The 16,307-nt window shown below is 70.6% G+C and carries 15 protein-coding genes and 1 riboswitch; of the genes, 10 read left to right on the top strand and 5 right to left on the bottom strand.

All coding sequences use genetic code 11. The annotated features are described in order from the left end of the window. Positions 1–61 precede the first annotated feature (61 nt). The 8 genes from frr (at position 62) to NBY69_RS00355 (ending at position 9,271) form a co-directional block, all read left to right on the top strand. Positions 62–619, top strand: a complete 558-nt coding sequence (gene frr / locus NBY69_RS00390) for a ribosome recycling factor (RefSeq protein ID WP_250297609.1) — start codon at positions 62–64, stop codon at positions 617–619. Further along, entirely contained in the window at positions 619–1,722 is a 1,104-nt protein-coding gene (locus NBY69_RS00385) for a phosphatidate cytidylyltransferase (protein ID WP_250297516.1), read from the top strand. The genes frr and NBY69_RS00385 overlap by 1 nt, the downstream gene beginning before the upstream one ends. 514 nt (positions 1,723–2,236) lie before the next feature. Then, complete coding sequence (locus NBY69_RS00380; protein ID WP_250297515.1) at positions 2,237–2,398, top strand: hypothetical protein; 162 nt, start codon at positions 2,237–2,239, stop codon at positions 2,396–2,398. Positions 2,399–3,350: 952 nt separating this feature from the next. Then, the gene (locus NBY69_RS00375) at positions 3,351–3,842 is read left to right on the top strand and encodes a histone deacetylase (RefSeq protein WP_308409454.1); all 492 of its coding nucleotides are present in this window, start codon (positions 3,351–3,353) and stop codon (positions 3,840–3,842) included. A 175-nt stretch (positions 3,843–4,017) separates the two neighbouring features. Beyond that, entirely contained in the window at positions 4,018–5,124 is a 1,107-nt protein-coding gene (gene rlmN / locus NBY69_RS00370) for a 23S rRNA (adenine(2503)-C(2))-methyltransferase RlmN (protein ID WP_250297514.1), read from the top strand. Positions 5,125–5,153: 29 nt separating this feature from the next. After that, a riboswitch (TPP riboswitch) is annotated at positions 5,154–5,258 on the top strand. Positions 5,259–5,331: 73 nt separating this feature from the next. Further along, positions 5,332–6,468, top strand: a complete 1,137-nt coding sequence (locus NBY69_RS00365; protein ID WP_374211172.1) for a thiamine ABC transporter substrate binding subunit — start codon at positions 5,332–5,334, stop codon at positions 6,466–6,468. Positions 6,469–6,593: 125 nt separating this feature from the next. Further along, positions 6,594–8,249 (top strand): iron ABC transporter permease, encoded by a 1,656-nt coding sequence (locus NBY69_RS00360; RefSeq protein WP_250297607.1) that lies wholly within the window; start codon positions 6,594–6,596, stop codon positions 8,247–8,249. Next, entirely contained in the window at positions 8,249–9,271 is a 1,023-nt protein-coding gene (locus NBY69_RS00355; RefSeq protein ID WP_250297511.1) for an ABC transporter ATP-binding protein, read from the top strand. The genes NBY69_RS00360 and NBY69_RS00355 overlap by 1 nt, the downstream gene beginning before the upstream one ends. A 47-nt stretch (positions 9,272–9,318) precedes the next feature. Here the strand turns inward: NBY69_RS00355 and NBY69_RS00350 are convergent, their stop codons facing one another. Further along, on the bottom strand, positions 9,319–10,503 hold the full coding sequence (locus NBY69_RS00350) for a Cmx/CmrA family chloramphenicol efflux MFS transporter (protein WP_250297509.1): 1,185 nt from the start codon (positions 10,501–10,503) through the stop codon (positions 9,319–9,321). Between the two features lie 396 nt (positions 10,504–10,899). Between NBY69_RS00350 and NBY69_RS00345 the strand changes: the two genes are divergently transcribed. Next, entirely contained in the window at positions 10,900–11,265 is a 366-nt protein-coding gene (locus NBY69_RS00345; RefSeq protein WP_250297507.1) for a helix-turn-helix transcriptional regulator, read from the top strand. Then, positions 11,240–11,698 (top strand): SRPBCC domain-containing protein, encoded by a 459-nt coding sequence (locus NBY69_RS00340; RefSeq protein WP_250297505.1) that lies wholly within the window; start codon positions 11,240–11,242, stop codon positions 11,696–11,698. Before NBY69_RS00345 ends, NBY69_RS00340 begins: the two co-directional genes overlap by 26 nt. Before the next feature lie 40 nt (positions 11,699–11,738). Here the strand turns inward: NBY69_RS00340 and NBY69_RS00335 are convergent, their stop codons facing one another. From NBY69_RS00335 to NBY69_RS00320, 4 genes are all read right to left on the bottom strand, one after another. Next, complete coding sequence (locus NBY69_RS00335) at positions 11,739–12,845, bottom strand: LOG family protein (RefSeq protein ID WP_250297503.1); 1,107 nt, start codon at positions 12,843–12,845, stop codon at positions 11,739–11,741. A 26-nt stretch (positions 12,846–12,871) separates the two neighbouring features. Continuing rightward, positions 12,872–14,044, bottom strand: coding sequence for a hypothetical protein (locus tag NBY69_RS00330; protein ID WP_250297502.1), 1,173 nt, complete (start codon positions 14,042–14,044; stop codon positions 12,872–12,874). Beyond that, positions 14,026–14,763 (bottom strand): ABC transporter ATP-binding protein, encoded by a 738-nt coding sequence (locus NBY69_RS00325; RefSeq protein ID WP_250297501.1) that lies wholly within the window; start codon positions 14,761–14,763, stop codon positions 14,026–14,028. Before NBY69_RS00325 ends, NBY69_RS00330 begins: the two co-directional genes overlap by 19 nt. 181 nt (positions 14,764–14,944) lie before the next feature. Next, positions 14,945–16,306, bottom strand: a complete 1,362-nt coding sequence (locus NBY69_RS00320; RefSeq protein ID WP_250297499.1) for an aspartate aminotransferase family protein — start codon at positions 16,304–16,306, stop codon at positions 14,945–14,947. Position 16,307: the final 1 nt, after the last annotated feature.

The raw sequence follows: 16,307 nt of genomic DNA, 5'->3' as shown, positions 1-16,307 counted from the left end.
ACACGGGTTTACTCCAGGGCCTGAGAGCACAGGGCCCACTCAAGACATGCGGGAGCAAGTGGTGATCGAAGAGACCCTCCTCGAGGCCGAGGAGAAGATGGAGAAGGCCGTCGTGGTCGCCAAGGAGGACTTCGCTGCGATCCGCACCGGGCGTGCGCACCCGGCGATGTTCAGCAAGATCGTGGCGGATTACTACGGCGCGTTGACCCCGATCAACCAGCTCGCCTCGTTCTCCGTGCCCGAGGCGCGGATGGCCGTGGTGACCCCGTTCGACAAGAGCGCCCTGCGCAACATCGAGCAGGCGATCCGTGACTCGGACCTCGGCGTCAACCCCAGCAACGACGGAAACATCATCCGTGTGACGTTCCCCGAGCTGACCGGTGAGCGCCGCAAGGAGTACACCAAGGTCGCCAGGACCAAGGCCGAGGACTCCAAGATCTCGATCCGTTCCATCCGCCGTAAGGCCAAGGAGACGATCGACAAGATGATCAAGGACGGCGAGGTCGGCGAGGACGAGGGCCGCCGCGCCGAGAAGGAGCTCGACGACACCACCGCGAGGTACGTCGCGCAGGTGGACGAGCTGCTCAAGCACAAGGAAGCCGAGCTGCTCGAGGTCTGATGAACGACTCTTCCTGGGGTGCCCCGCAGAGCGGCCACTCCGTCGGGGAATGGCGACAGGCCCCCGACCAGGGGCCTGTCCCGGCGGGTCCCGCCTACGGCGAGCACGAAGTTGAGCAGACTCGGCCCATGCCCATCGTGCCCGACGCAGGCAGAGACGCCGAAGATCACGACCGTGCGGAACACGCACGTGCCGCACACGACCGGGGGGCCACTCGCCCGAGTGGCCCCCTGTTCCGTGACGAGATGCCGCAGGAGCCCATGTCCGCCCCGCCGCCGCCCCCCGAGAAGAAGAAAGCCGGCCGTGATCTGCGGTCCGCGATAGGGGTCGGTGTCGGTCTCGGGGTGGTGGTCGTCGCTTCGCTCTTCATCTGGAAGGCCGCGTTCGTCGGAGTGATCGCGGTCGCGGTGGTCGTCGGTCTCTGGGAGCTGACCTCCCGGCTCGACGAGCGCAAGGGCATCAAGGCTCCGCTGGTACCGCTCGCGGTGGGCGGCGCCGCCATGGTCGTCGCCGGGTACGCCCGCGGTGCGGAGGGCGCCTGGGTCGCCATGGCGCTCACCGCGCTGGCGGTACTGGTGTGGCGGATGGCCGCGTCGCCCGAGGGATACCTCAGGGACGTCACGGCGGGCGTGTTCGCCGCGTTCTACGTGCCGTTCCTCGCGACCTTCGTGGCGCTGCTGCTCACGTCGGACGACGGACCCTGGCGGGTGCTCACCTTCCTGCTGCTGACCGTGGTCAGCGACACCGGGGCGTACGCGATCGGCTGGCGCTTCGGCAAGCACAAGCTCGCACCGCGCATCAGCCCCGGCAAGACCCGCGAGGGACTGGTCGGTGCGGTCACCTTCGCGATGGTGGCGGGCGCGCTGTGCATGCAGTTCCTGATCGACGACGGGCAGTGGTGGCAGGGTCTGCTGCTCGGCCTCGCCGTCGCGGCCAGCGCCACCCTCGGTGACCTGGGCGAGTCCATGATCAAGAGGGATCTCGGGATCAAGGACATGGGCACGCTGCTGCCGGGCCACGGCGGCATCATGGACCGGCTGGACTCCCTGCTGCCCACGGCTCCGGTCGTATGGCTGCTGATGGTGCTGTTCGTGGGCTCCTGACACCGGTTCCGACCTGCGTCTTCACCGGAGGGAGGGGCGTCGTCCACAGGGCGGCGGGCCCTCCCTCCAGTGTCTGTGGCACTGGATGAACCATGTACAAGCTCGTCATGCGTAGGTCTCGGGTTCGGATCCCGAAGGCGTCTCGGAATACCCCAGGACTCACTCGCCGTGACCTGGGGTTTTTCATGCCCGGGGCATGCCGGGCCGCACGACGGGGATGCCGCGGAACTGCTTGCGTGGCGATGCGTGAGCCGAGCGGCCAAGCGGTCCACTTCTTGGGCCGCTTGGCCTTGCCCTTCTGGAGTGGCGTAGGGAGACCCGGTTGGCGAGGGTGTCGGGCGCTTCGGGTACAACGGGGGCCGGCCGTGGGTGCTTCGGAGCGTGGCGCCAGGTGCGGTACGGAGGGGGTCAGCTGTGCGGGTCATCGCGGACAGGTACGAACTGGTGGCGTTGCGTCCTGTACGAACTGCTCACCGGGGAACCGCCGTTCACGGCGAGCGACCCGGTGTCCCTGATGACTGCCCATCTGAACAAGGCGCCTGACACGCCGGGGTCGCTGCGCGCCGGGCTTCCCGCCGCACTCGACGCTCTGGTCCTGCGGCTGCTCGCGAAACGACCGGTCGACCGACCGCAGTCCGCGGCTCTGGTCGGTGACGAACTGCGGGCTCTGACCTGACTTCGGCGCAGGTGGCGATGCCTGCCGCTCCCCTCATACCCCAGGCCACGGCTCACCCGCCCACATATGTGCCGAGCACTCCCGAACAGCCTCCCGCGGCGCACCTAGTTGCCGACGCGGACGGCCGATCCGTTCGCACGCGGGAACGCACCGCGAACCGTCTACTTCGCGTGCCGGGACAAGCACATGTACGCTCGACCCGTCGACGGGACACAAGAAGTGGACCCTCGAGAAGGACCTCTCGACGCCGCACACCACGCAGATCGCGGTGGCGAGGGCCTGGTCTTCGTCGGCAGGACCGACCCCCCGACGGCATCGTTCATGCCTTGTCGACGCCGATGACGGCTCCGAGCGCTGGTCCACCTCGACCTGGTCCGGCAGGTCCGAAGCCACGCTGGGCGACGGCTTGGTCACGGCGTACGGCTTCGTGTATGTCAGCACTGCGGACGGTGTGGTGGCCCTCGACGCGGCCACGGGCGCGGCGCCGAGCCCGGCCTGAGCGCGACAACGGCGTCCGGATGACGTCTTGGCTGGGTCCGGCACCGCTGAAAGCGTTGTTCGACCTGGTGAGGCGTCATGGTCGGGGCAGTGGCTGTGTCGTTTTCCGGGCGCCGCACATGAGTTCGTCCCAGGTGGGACCGGGCCGTACTCGGGCCTCGTGTAATAGGTCTCTGGCCGGGGCGACGGGACTCGGCGACAGGAGTCGACACCATCGTTCACGATCTTGTAGGCCCTCGTCATGCGTAGGTCATGGATTCGGATCCGATAGAAGGGAGGCACCGTGGTTGGCGCGCATCCCATCGAGCCAGGGGCCGTGGAGGAGTCCGCGCCCCAGCACGTTTGGTACACCTCGTACGGCTCGAACATGCACCTTGACCGGCTTGCCGCCTACATCGAGGGTGGTCAGCCGCCCGGTGGGAGCATGACGTATCCGGGGTGCAGGGACCGGCGCATGCCCAGTCGATCCGTGCCCGTGGAGCTGAGAGGCGTCCTCTACTTCGCCACGGAATCGCCGGTCTGGGGCGGCGGACGAGCCTTCTACGACCCGGAACAGGAGGGACGGGTCTATGCCCGCGCCCACCTTGTCTCGGCGGCGCAGTTCGCGGACATCGCCGCTCAGGAGATGTACAGGAGCCCCGGCGAAGACCTCGATCTCAGCGCGGTCCTCACCTCGGGCGTCGCGCAGCTGGGGAGTGGGCGGTACGAGACTCTGGTGTGCGCGGGGCAGATGGACGGACTGCCCGTTCTCACCTTCACAGCCCCTTGGGGAGCCGACGACGTGACCTTGGTGCCGCCCTCTCGTGCCTACGTGAGTTTCGTCGCTTCCGGCCTGCTTGAGGCCGGGGCCTGGGACGCGGACACCGTGGCGGCCTACGTCGCTTCGTCGCGCGGGGCCGCCGGTCACTGGTCGGAAGAGGCGATCCGGGGCCTGATCGCGGAGTGAGCCGCAGCTCAGTCGGCCTGAGCGGCGATGCCGTTCGGGCCGTCTGTGGGCCGTCGGAGGGTGGCCAAGGGTGACCGGCAACGACCAACGACGACCGTCCCGAGCCGGGCTCCCTCACCTCCGAGCAGCGCGACGACCGTGAGTACCACCGGGTGTCTGCGACACTGGATGAACCATGCCTAAGCCCGGAGAACTCACTTTCGTCGCGCCCCGCGGAGCCAAGAAGCCCCCGCTCCACCTCGCCGACCTCACGCCCGCCGAGCGCAAGGACGCCGTGGCCGAGACCGGCGAGAAGCCGTTCCGCGCCAAGCAGCTGTCGCAGCACTACTTCGCGCGGTACGCCCACGACCCCGCCGAGTGGACCGACATCCCGGCCGCTTCGCGCGAGAAGCTGCGGGAGGCGCTGCTCCCCGAGCTGATGAGTGTCGTGCGGCACATCAGCTGCGACGACGACACCACCCGTAAGACGCTCTGGAAGCTGCACGACGGCACGCTCGTCGAGTCGGTGCTGATGCGCTACCCGGACCGGGTGACCATGTGCATCTCCTCGCAGGCGGGCTGCGGTATGAACTGCCCCTTCTGCGCCACGGGGCAGGCGGGCCTGGACCGGAATCTGTCGACCGCCGAGATCGTGCACCAGATCGTCGACGGGATGCGCGCGCTGCGTGACGGTGAGGTCCCCGGAGGTCCCGCGCGGCTCTCCAACATCGTCTTCATGGGCATGGGCGAGCCGCTCGCCAACTACAAGCGGGTCGTCGGTTCCATCCGTCGGCTGACCGATCCCGAGCCCGACGGGCTCGGCCTTTCGCAGCGCGGGATCACCGTCTCCACGGTGGGCCTGGTGCCCGCGATGCTGCGCTTCGCCGACGAGGGCTTCAAGTGCCGCCTCGCGGTCTCGCTGCACGCCCCCGACGACGAGCTGCGCGACACCCTCGTCCCGGTGAACACCCGCTGGAAGGTACGCGAGGTGCTGGACGCGGCGTGGGAGTACGCGGAGAAGTCCGGCCGCCGGGTCTCGATCGAGTACGCCCTGATCCGCGACATCAACGACCAGGCGTGGCGCGGTGACCGGCTCGGCCGCCTGCTCAAGGGCAAGCCGGTGCACGTCAACCTGATCCCGCTGAATCCGACGCCGGGCTCCAAGTGGACCGCGTCCAGGCCGGAGGACGAGCGGGCGTTCGTGTCCGCGATCGCCGCACACGGTGTGCCGGTGACCGTGCGGGACACCCGTGGCCAGGAGATCGACGGAGCGTGCGGACAGCTGGCGGCCTCCGAGCGGTAGGCCCGGTGTAACGTGGGCCGCACATTTTCATATTCCGACAGGGGAGCGCCACAGCGCTGAGAGTGCGGCCATGCCGCAGACCCTCTGAACCTCGCCCGGGTCATTCCGGGTAGGAAGTTCGGTCACTACTCGAGCTGTTGCGCCCTGCCCGTTTTCTGCGGGCAGGGCCGCGTCTCTTCCTGGATGTCCCATCCCAGGAGGAATTCAGTGAGCACCACCACGAGAGCGTCCCGCACCCGGCGAACGCTCACCACGAAGAAGCTGACGGTCACCGCGCTGGCCGCCGCGCTGGGTGTCTCGACGCTCGCCGCGTGCGGGAGTTCGGACAGCGGCTCCGGTGCGTCGGGCAAGACGTCCAAGGCGTCCAAGACCGTGACGCTGGTCAGCCACGACTCCTTCGTCGCTTCTCCCTCCGTGCTGAAGGAGTTCACCGAGGAGACCGGTTACACCGTCCACGTCCTCAAGAGCGGGGACGCGGGCGCCGCGCTGAACCAGGAGATCCTCACCAAGGGATCGCCGCGCGGTGACGTCTTCTTCGGTGTCGACAACACGCTGCTGTCGCGGGCGCTCGACAACGGGCTCTTCACGCCGTACGAGGCGAAGGGCCTGGACCGGATACCCGCCGACGTACAGCTCGACGCGGAGAAGCACCGGGTCACCCCCATCGACACCGGTGACCTCTGCGTCAACTACGACAAGAAGTACTTCGCCGACCACAAGCTCGCCCCGCCGCAGTCCTTCGACGACCTGGTCAAGCCGGCGTACAAGAACCTCCTGGTCACCGAGAACGTCGCCACCTCGTCCCCGGGGCTCGGTTTCATGCTCGGCACCGTGGCGAAGTACGGCGACAGCGGCTGGCAGGACTACTGGAAGAAGCTCAAGGCCAACGGCGTGAAGGTCGTGGACGGCTGGGAGCAGGCGTACAACCAGGAGTTCTCCGGCTCGGCCGGTGGCAGGAAGGCCAAGGGCGACCGGCCGCTCGTCGTCTCGTACGCCTCCAGCCCGCCCGCCGAGGTGCTGTACGCCAAGCCGCAGCCGAAGACCGCCCCGACCGGTGTCGCCACCTCGACCTGCTTCCGGCAGATCGAGTTCGCGGGACTGCTGGACGGTGCGAAGAACGAGGCGGGCGGCAAGGCGCTGCTCGACTTCCTGATCAGCAAGAAGTTCCAGGAGGACATGCCGCTGAACATGTTCGTGGACCCGGTGGCGAAGGACGCGGAACTGCCCCCGCTGTTCACCGAGTTCGGCGCGAAGATCACCGCCCCGCAGAGCGTCGCGCCCGACACCATCGCCAAGAACCGTGACCAGTGGGTCAAGTCGTGGTCCTCGCTCGTCCTGAGGTAGAGCCCGGAGCAGGGGCCGGAGCCGAGTCCGCCGCAGAAGCAGAAGCAGAAGCAGAAGCAGAAGCAGAAGCAGAAGCAGAAGCAGGATCCGGGGCCGTGGCCCGGACCGCACGGCGCGCGAACGCCGTGCGGCTCGGACTGCTGGTCGTGCCCGTCGCGTTCTTCGCGGTCTTCTTCGCCTACCCCGTGGCCGCGATCGTCGGTCGCGGTCTCAAGGTGGGCGGAGCCTGGCAGTTCGGGCGGATAGCCGACGTACTGAGCAGCCCCGACATCCTGCACGTCCTGTGGTTCACCACCTGGCAGGCGGGCGCGTCGACCGGGCTGACGCTGCTGATCGCGCTCCCCGGCGCCTACGTCTTCGCGCGCCTGGAGTTCCCGGGCAAGCAGTTGCTGCGCGCGGTGGTGACGGTTCCCTTCGTACTGCCCACCGTGGTCGTCGGCACCGCCTTCCTCGCCCTGCTGGGCCGGGGCGGGCTGCTCGACCAGTTGTGGGGGGTGCGTCTGGACACCACGGTGTGGGCGATCCTGCTGGCGCACGTCTTCTTCAACTACGCGGTGGTCGTACGGTCCGTGGGCGGCCTCTGGTCGCAGCTCGACCCGCGCCAGGAGGAGGCCGCACGGGTGCTCGGCGCCTCCCGGTTCGCCGCCTGGCGGCGGGTGACGCTGCCCGCGCTGGCCCCCGCCGTGTCCGCGGCCGGGCTGATGGTCTTCCTGTTCACCTTCACCTCCTTCGGGGTGGTGCAGATCCTCGGCGGACCGACCTTCTCCACCCTTGAGGTGGAGATCTACCGGGAGACCGCCGAACTCCTCGATCTGCCGACGGCGGCCGTGCTGACCCTGGTGCAGTTCGCCGCGGTCGGCGTGATCCTCGCGCTGCACGCGTGGACGGTGCGGCGCAGGGAGAGCACGCTGAAACTGGTGGACCCGGCGCAGACCGCGCGCCGGCCTCGCGGCGCCGGCCAGTGGACGCTGCTCGGCGGGGTGCTCGCGGTGATCGTCGTGCTGATCCTGCTGCCGCTGGGTGTACTCGTCGAACACTCGCTGGACACCCCCGGCGGGTACGGCTTCGGGTTCTACCGGGCGCTCCAGTCGCAGGGCGCGAACGGCGGTACGTTCCTGGTCCCGCCGATCGAGGCCATCTGGAACTCCGTGCGGTACGCGCTGGTCGCCACCGGTATCGCGCTGGCCGTCGGCGGACTGGCGGCGGCGGCACTCACCCGGCGCGCGGGTCGGCTCGTGCGCGGGTTCGACGCGCTGTTGATGCTTCCCCTCGGGGTTTCCGCGGTCACCGTCGGCTTCGGCTTTCTGATCACCCTCGACAAGCCGCCGCTCGATCTGCGGGCGTCCTGGATCCTGGTCCCGCTGGCCCAGGCGCTGGTCGGCGTGCCCTTCGTCGTACGGACCATGCTGCCCGTGCTGCGAGCGGTGGACGGCAGGCTGCGCGAGGCGGCGGCGGTCCTGGGGGCCTCGCCGCTGCGGGCCTGGCGGGAGGTGGACCTGCCGATGGTGCGACGGGCGCTGCTGGTCGCCGCCGGGTTCGCGTTCGCCGTGTCCCTGGGGGAGTTCGGTGCGACGGTCTTCATCGCCAGGCCGGACAACCCGACGCTTCCGGTGGCCGTGGCGCGGCTGCTCGCACGGGCCGGTGAACTCAACTACGGGCAGGCGATGGCGCTGTCCACGATCCTGATGCTGGTGTGCGCGGTGTCGCTGCTGGTGCTGGAACGTATCCGCCCCCGGGCTCAGCCCGGGGGGACCCCCTCCGACCGCTCGGGAGAGTTCTGATGCTGCAACTGGACGGCGTGACGGTCCGTTTCGGACAGCGGACCGCGCTGGACGCGGTGGAGCTGACGGTCGGCGCACACGAGACCGTTTGTGTGCTCGGTCCCAGCGGCAGCGGCAAATCCACCCTGCTTCGGGTGGTGGCGGGCCTCCAGCCCACCGCTGCCGGGCGGGTGCTGCTGGACGGCGCCGAACAGACCGGAGTGCCGGTGCACCGCAGGGGCGTCGGCCTGATGTTCCAGGACCACCAGCTCTTCCCTCAGCGTGACGTCGGCGGCAATGTGTCCTTCGGGTTGCGGATGCACTCCGTCCCGAGGCCCGAACGGGACCGCCGGGTAACGGAGTTGCTGGACCTGGTCGGACTGCCGGGCGCCCAGCGGCGCGCCGTGGCCGCGCTCTCCGGCGGCGAGCAGCAGCGCGTCGCGCTCGCCCGCGCCCTGGCCCCGCAGCCCAAACTGCTGATGCTGGACGAGCCGCTCGGCCAGCTCGACCGCAGCCTGCGCGAGCGTCTCGTCGTCGAACTGCGGGAGCTCTTCGGCCGGTTGGGTACGACCGTGCTCGCCGTCACGCACGACCAGGGCGAGGCCTTCGCGCTCGCCGACCGGGTCGTGGTGATGCGGGACGGCCGGATCGCCCAGGTCGGCACGCCGCTGGAGGTGTGGCAGCGGCCCGCCTCGGAGTTCGTCGCGCGCTTCCTCGGCTTCGACAACGTGGTGACCGCGACGGTGGCCGGCGAGGCCGCCGACACCCCCTGGGGCAAGATCCCGGTACCGGGAGGCTCGCCGCAGGGGGAAAGCCGGCTGCTGGTGCGGCCCGCGGGCGTACGCCTCGTACCGCAGGACGAGGGGGTGCGCTGCACGGTGCGGGCGCGGACCTTCCGGGGCAACCACGTGGCCGTGCTCCTGGACCCGGAGCACGGCCCGCAGCTGGAGGCCGAGTGCCCGCTGCTCACCGCGCCCGGAGTGGGGGAGACGGTCGGAGCGGCCTTCGACGCCGCCGATGTGGTGCTGCTCGCGGGGGCGTAGCGGCGGCTCGCCTCCGAACCGCCGCTCCCCCCCCAATGGCCGGTCGGCTACGCCGCGTTCGCGGACAGCTCCTTCCTGCGGTTCGCCACGCCGTGCCGGACCGCGTGGGCCAGGGCTCCGACGGCGAGTGCGAGAGCCACCAGCAGGGTGCTGACCCAGAGCGGCGAGCGGTAGCCGAACCCTGCTCCGATGGCCGCGCCGCCGAACCAGGGGCCGACCGCGGCGCCCACATTGAACGAGGCGGTGGCGAACCCGCCGGCCAGGGCCGGTGCCCCGGTCGCCGCGTAGAGCGCCTGTGAGATCAGGGTGGACCCGACGGCGAACGAGAGGGCCCCCTGGACGAAGACGAGCACGAGCGCCACCACCGGATTTCCGGCGGACAGCGCGAAGGCGGCCCACCCGGCGAGCAGCAGCACCCCACCGGCCGACAGGAGTTGATCCGGCCGCACGTCGGCCACCCGGCCGCCGACGGTGACACCGGTGAACGCGCCCAGGCCGAAGAGCGCCAGCAGCGCGGGAACCCAGCCGGTACCGAAACCGGTCACGGTGGTGAGCAGCGGGGCGAGATACGTGAAGGTGCAGAACGTCGCGCCGTTCACCAGCGCCCCCAGCAGCAGGGTCACCAGCAGCCGGGGGCCGCGCAGCGCCCGCAGTTCGCCACGCACACCCACCCGTACGGAGTCCGGGGCGGCGGCCGGTACCGCGTGCAGGATGGCGAACACGGCAGGCACCGACAGCAGGGCCACCGCCCAGAACGCCGCACGCCAGCCCCAGAGTTGGCCGAGCCAGGCACCGGCGGGCACCCCGATGACGCAGGCGAGGGTGATGCCGCCGAGCAGCGTCGAGGTGGCGCGCCCCTTGGCGTCCGGCCCGACCAGGCCGGCCGCGGTCACCAGGGCCACGGCGAGGAACCCGGCGTTGGCGAACGCCCCGACGACCCGCGCCGCCAGCAGTACCGCGAAGCTGGTGGTCACTGCGCCGACCACATGGACCAGAAGGAACGTGCACAGGAAGACCAGGAGCGCCCTCCTGCGCGACCAGCGCAGACCGAGAACGGCCATCAGCGGCGCGCCCACGACCATCCCCACTGCGAAGGCGGAGGTCAGCGACCCGGCGGCCGGGATGGACACCTGCATCTCTTGCGCGATGTCCGGTACGAGGCCGGACAGCATGAACTCGGATGTTCCCTGGGCGAAAACGGCCAGGCCGAGCAGGTAGACAGCGAATGGCACAGCAGGACTCCACAACCACGTGAGACCGAAAGACAACGGGGTGGCGGTCGGCCGCGGCGTCACCGCCCCGGTGTCGATGACGACTCTCCGGCGGGACGGGCGCGGCCTCCGCGCGGGATCACCCGCACCGGCACGCGGAGGGCGTGGGGCGGATGGAGACCGGTCCTCGACACGGCTGTCCGACAGCGGCGGGGCGCACCCTGCCGTACCCCGGCCACGGCAGTGGAGGGGGCGGCGTGATCGGGCGGGCGGGCCACCGGACGACCGGTGGCTAGAGTCTTGACGCCTCGGGGCTGGACATGGGCGCAGGATAGTGAGCCCGGTCCCGTGGTGTCCATCCGAGGTACTGCGCGCTATATTGAACGTATTGGTTAATTAACGAGGTGGTTAACGACCATGGCGAACCAGCAGGACCCGCTGAGCAGCGTTTTCGCAGCCCTCGCCGATCCGACACGGCGGGCGATCCTCGCCCGGCTCTCCGAGGGCGAGGCCACGGTCACCGATCTGGCGGAACCCTTCGACATGAGTCTCCCGGCGGTCTCCCGGCACCTGAAGGTGCTGGAGCGGGCCGGGCTGATCAGCCGGGGCCGGAACGCACAGTGGCGGCCCTGCAGACTTCAGGCCGCCCCGCTCGGAGACGCCACCCAGTGGCTGGAGACCTACCGGACGTTCTGGCAGGACAGCTTCGACCGCCTCGGAGACCATCTGAATGAGCTCCAGAAAGGGCGAGGACATCATGAGCACCGACAACGAAGCGACTGACGGCATCACCATCACCCGCGTCTTCGACGCACCGCGTGAGCTGGTCTTCCGGGCCTGGACGACACCCGAGCAGTTCGCCGCCTGGTACGGGGGCGACGCGCCGGCCCCCCTGGACCGGGTCTCGATGGACGTCCGTCCCGGTGGCAGCTGGAGCCTGGTGCTGGTCGTCCCCGGCCATGGTGAGATGCCGTTCCACGGGGTCTACCGCGAGGTCGACGCCCCGCGACGGCTGGTCTTCACCCTCAAGGACGGCGGGGCGCCCGCGGACATCGAGGGCGAGATCGTCACCGTTACCTTCGCCGACCTCGGCGGCAGCACCGAGATGGTCTTCCACCAGGGCGGCGGCAACCTCGGCCCCGAGGACTACCAACGTGCCGAGGCCGGCTGGGACACCTTCTTCGACGCCCTGGCCCAGGTGCTGGTCGAGGGCTGAGCGGCGGGGAGCCGACCTCGGGCGGACCGGCCGCCCGGGGTCAGAACGCCATCCGGGCCAGCGCCTCCGGCGCCTCGGCCACCGTGTCGACGAGCGCGATACGGGACTCCATCGCACGGCCCTTCGCCAGCGCCTGGAGCAGTGGCCAGGCGGGCAGTTCCCCGGTCCAGTGGGCCCGGCCCACCAGGACCATCGGGGCGGGTTCGCCGTGCGAGCCGTAGTAGTTGGACGTCGCGTTGTCGAAGATCTCCTGGACCGTGCCCGCCGCACCGGGCAGGAAGATCACACCCGCTGTGGAGCGGGCCAGCAGGCCGTCCTCACGGGTGGCGTTGGCGAAGTACTTGGCGATGTGGCCGGCGAAGGCGTTCGGCGGCTCGTGCCCGTAGAACCAGGTGGGGATCCCCACGGAGTCCCCGCCGTCCGACCAGCGGGCCCGGACCTCGAACGCGGCACGCGCCCAGTCGGAGACGGACGGGGCGAACGACGGTGTCTTGCCCAGGAGTTCGAGGGCCTCGTCCAGCATCCCGTCCCGGTACGGCGACGCGTACGCGCCGAGGTTGGCCGCCTCCATGGCGCCGGGTCCGCCGCCGGTGGCCACGGTCAGACCGGTGCGGGCGAGCGTACGTCCCAGCCGCGCCGCCCCCGCGTACTCCTCGGTGCCACGGGCCATCGCGTGACCGCCCATGACGCCCACCACCCGGGCGCTCTCGAGGTGCTCGTCGAGGGCGTCCGAGATCGCGTCGTCATGGATGGAGCGGAGCATCGAGGCGAGTATGTCGCCGTTGTTCCTGGTCCGTTGGAACCATGCGTAGGCCAGGGCGTCGGGGGTGGCTTCGTAGCCGCTGCCCCGCAGACCTTCGAAGAGCTCGTCGGCGCGGTAGAGGAGTCCGCGGTACGGGGCGAAGGGCAGACCGGGGACGGGCGGGAAGACGAGCGCGCCCGCCGCGCCCACCGCGGCCTCGGCCTCGGGGAGCATCGGGCAGCCGAGGAAGACGGCCCCCGAGGTGTCGGCCGACCGCAGGACGTCCGTACGGTCCGTCAGGTCGACGGCCTGGACGCGGTAACCGCCGAGCGAGCCACGGGCGACGACCCGGTCGAACTGGTCGAGGGTCGCGATCTCGCGGTCACGCTCAGGTGTGGTCGGCATCCGGTCATCGTAAGGGGATGGCAGGTTCACGCCGACAGGGGTGCCGCCGCCAGTGCCGCGACCGCCCAGGTCACCGTGGCGAAGACCATGAACAGGGCCGCCGCACGCAGCGCCGCGGCCGAGCGCAGTACACCGGCCGGAACGCATCCGCGCACCAGGGCGGCCGTCGTCTCCGCCCGGTCCTGACGCGCTTCCACGGCCGAGGTCAGGAGCGTGGCCGTGGTGCAGGCCACCACCAGGGTGGCGCCCAGCGCGGTCAACGGGCCGAAGAGCGGCGGGCCTTCGCCGTGCACGGAAGCGGCGGCGACGACGCCCGAGACCACCGCGCAGAGCGCACCCAGCGGGCGGCCGATCCGCCCGGCCTCGTACTGGAGCACACGGCCCGCGAGCAGACGCACCGCACCCGGGCGCACGGACTGGAGGATCCGGCCGCACAGATGGGTCAGGGCCGGGCCCGCCAGGGCCAGCCCCAGCGCCGTCAGGGTCCAGCCGGCGAGCATCCCCGCGGGGCTGCCGTCGAAGCGACCGGGGACGGGCAGCGGCGCACCGGCCGGACGGCGGCTGGTGTACACCTCGACCGCCAGACCGGCGGCCACCAGCGCCACCCCCCAGGGCAGGCCGGTCGGCGCGGCCTCCGGGTCCGCCCCGGCGCGCTCCGGTCCGTCCTGGCCCGAGCGTGCCCGCGCCGGTCTGCGCGGGCGCAGCGTCCAGGCGCTGCCGACCGCCGCCGCGACCGGTGTGACGGCCAGCAGGGTGAGCGCCGCGGCCACCGGGAGCGCGGAACCCGCCCCGAGCAGCCGTGCGGCGGCGCCGGTGAAGGGCAGACCGGTGACGTCGCCCCGCAGGACGAGGAAGAACAGCAGGGCCACCACGCTGCCCAGCAGGCAGGAGAGCGCCGTGGACACCGCGGAGAGCGCGGAGAGCCCGGCCGGCCCCAGTCCGGCGGCTGTCATCGGGGAGCCGGGCCGGGTGCTCGGATCGGTACGGGCCACCGCGACCGCGAAGTACACCGCCGCGGCCAGCGGGACCAGGCACCAGAGCAGCCGCGGTCCCGATCCGGCCGCCGCGCCGGGATGTCCCGTCGCCCGGCCGAGCGCGGAGAGCAGGAGGAACCCCACACCGGCCGATGCCGCCGCGACCGTCAGCCGCCGCAGCAGGACCACGGGCCGTGCGCCGCGGGCTAGACGGAGAGCGAGCACGCGGCGCGGCCTTCCGTCGTCAGGGAGCCGGTATCGGCGGCGGAGGTGACGAGGCGCCCGTCCCGGAGCCGCACGGTCCGGTCGGCGTGCTCGGCCACTTCGGGGTCATGGGTGGCGAGGACGACGGTGATGCCGTGCGAGCGGGCCGCCGCGACGAGCGTGCGCAGCACCTGGCCGCAGTCCGCCTGGTGCAGCGACGCGGTGGGCTCGTCGGCGAAGAGGACCGAAGGAGCGGAGATCAGCGAGCGGGCGATGACGACCCGCTGCCGCTGGGCCTGCAGCAGGGCGGGCGGGCGCTTGCGCGCGTACGCGCCGATGTCGAGCCGCTCCAGCCATTCGGCGGCGGCGCGCTTGGCCACCCGGTGCGGCGCGCCGTTCAGCAGCAGCGGGAGAGCCACGTTCTCCCAGGCCGTCAGTTCGGGCACGAGCCGGGGTTCGGGGTCGATCCAGCTGAACCGTTCGAGGCGCAGCCGCTCACGGGCCGCCTGGCCCAGGGTGTGGACGGGGCCGCTGTTGAACCACACCTCGCCCTCCTGCGGGACGAGTTGACCCGAGAGGCAGCGCAGCAGGGTCGTCTTCCCGCTGCCGCGCGGGCCGAGTACGGAGAGGATCTCCCCGTCGTGGACGCCGAGCGAGACATTGGTGAGTGCGGGCGAGCCGCTGTGGGAGAAGTGGGCGGAGCGCGTCCAGAGCACGTCGTTGTCGGGCGGGGCAGCCATCGCGAACACACCTCGGTTCTGATCCTGGCCCCCCGCACGGGGGAACGAAAGCGGAGCCGATCGGTCACTGGGCACCGTAAGGACTCCGGACCGGGGTGCGCGGACAGCACGCGGCCCGGCCGTACCCGTATCCACTCGGACGGGTGCAGCCGGGCCGGTTGTCAGCGGGCCGTGCGGAAGGTCAGAGCTTGGCCCAGGCGTCGGTGAGGACCACGCGCAGGATGGACTCGATCTCGTCGAACGTCGACTGGTCGGCGATCAGCGGCGGCGCCAGCTGGACGACCGGGTCGCCGCGGTCGTCGGCCCTGCAGTACAGGCCGTTCTCGAAGAGGCCCTTGGAGACCGCGTTGTAGAGGATGCGCTCGGTCTCCTCCTCGTTGAAGGTCTCCTTGGTGGCCTTGTCCTTGACCAGCTCGATGCCGTAGAAGAAGCCGTTGCCGCGGACGTCGCCGACGATCGGCAGGTCGTGCAGCTTCTGCAGCGTGGAGAGGAAGGCGCCCTCGTTGTCGAGGACGTGCTGGTTGAGGTTCTCGCGCTCGAAGATGTCGAGGTTGGCGAGACCGACGGCCGCGGAGACCGGGTGGCCGCCGAAGGTGTACCCGTGCAGGAAGGTGTTGCCGTCCCGGTAGAACGGCTCCGCCAGCCGGTCGGAGACGATGCACGCCCCTATCGGCGAGTACCCCGACGTCATGCCCTTGGCGCAGGTGATCATGTCGGGGATGTAGTCGAACTTGTCGCAGGCGAACATCGTGCCGAGACGGCCGAAGGCGCAGATGACCTCGTCCGACACGAGCAGCACGTTGTACTTGTCGCAGATCTCGCGCACCCGCTGGAAGTAACCGGGCGGGGGCGGGAAGCAGCCGCCCGCGTTCTGCACCGGCTCCAGGAAGACGGCCGCGACGGTCTCCGGGCCCTCGAAGAGGATCTCCTGCTCGATCTGGTCGGCGGCCCAGCGGCCGAAGGCCACCGGGTCGTCGCCGTGGATCGGGGCGCGGTAGATGTTGGTGTTGGGAACCTTGTGCGCGCCGGGGACGAGCGGCTCGAACGGGGCCTTCAGGGCAGGCAGTCCGGTGATGGACAGGGCGCCCGCCGGGGTGCCGTGGTAGGCCACCGCACGGGAGATGACCTTGTACTTCGTGTGGTTGCCGGTGAGCTTGTGGTACTGCTTCGCCAACTTCCAGGCGGTCTCGACCGCTTCGCCGCCGCCCGTGGTGAAGAAGACCTTGTTGAGGTCGCCGGGCGCGTGGTGCGCGAGGCGCTCGGCGAGCTCCACGGCCTTCGGGTGGGCGTACGACCAGATCGGGAAGAAGGCCAGTTCCTGGGCCTGCTTGTACGCGGTCTCGGCCAGCTCGTGGCGGCCGTGGCCCGCGTTGACCACGAACAGGCCCGCGAGCCCGTCGAGGTAGCGCTTGCCCTTGTCGTCGTAGATGTAGGTGCCCTCGCCACGCACGATGGTGGGAACGGGCGCGTTCTCGTACGACGACATGTCCGTGAAGTGCATCCACAGGTGGTCGTACGCGGTCTGGCTGAGGTCCTTGCTCATG

Source organism: Streptomyces sp. A 4/2 (genome assembly GCF_940670765.1).
Taxonomy (GTDB): Bacteria; Actinomycetota; Actinomycetes; order Streptomycetales; family Streptomycetaceae; genus Streptomyces.
The sequence above is the reverse complement of the archived record's forward strand: the minus strand, read 5'-3'. Positions and strand labels throughout refer to the sequence as shown.

Excerpts from the sequence above, each read along its gene's own strand:
- NBY69_RS00335 (WP_250297503.1), bottom strand. The coding sequence starts at position 12,845 with ATGCCGACCACACCTGAGCGTGACCGCGAGATCGCGACCCTCGACCAG.
- NBY69_RS00320 (WP_250297499.1), bottom strand. The coding sequence starts at position 16,306 with ATGAGCAAGGACCTCAGCCAGACCGCGTACGACCACCTGTGGATGCAC.
- NBY69_RS00385 (WP_250297516.1), top strand. The coding sequence starts at position 619 with ATGAACGACTCTTCCTGGGGTGCCCCGCAGAGCGGCCACTCCGTCGGG.
- NBY69_RS00345 (WP_250297507.1), top strand. The coding sequence starts at position 10,900 with ATGGCGAACCAGCAGGACCCGCTGAGCAGCGTTTTCGCAGCCCTCGCC.
- NBY69_RS00325 (WP_250297501.1), bottom strand. The coding sequence starts at position 14,763 with ATGGCTGCCCCGCCCGACAACGACGTGCTCTGGACGCGCTCCGCCCAC.
- NBY69_RS00355 (WP_250297511.1), top strand. The coding sequence starts at position 8,249 with ATGCTGCAACTGGACGGCGTGACGGTCCGTTTCGGACAGCGGACCGCG.
- NBY69_RS00375 (WP_308409454.1), top strand. The coding sequence starts at position 3,351 with ATGCCCAGTCGATCCGTGCCCGTGGAGCTGAGAGGCGTCCTCTACTTC.
- NBY69_RS00380 (WP_250297515.1), top strand. The coding sequence starts at position 2,237 with ATGACTGCCCATCTGAACAAGGCGCCTGACACGCCGGGGTCGCTGCGC.
- rlmN (WP_250297514.1), top strand. The coding sequence starts at position 4,018 with ATGCCTAAGCCCGGAGAACTCACTTTCGTCGCGCCCCGCGGAGCCAAG.
- NBY69_RS00340 (WP_250297505.1), top strand. The coding sequence starts at position 11,240 with ATGAGCACCGACAACGAAGCGACTGACGGCATCACCATCACCCGCGTC.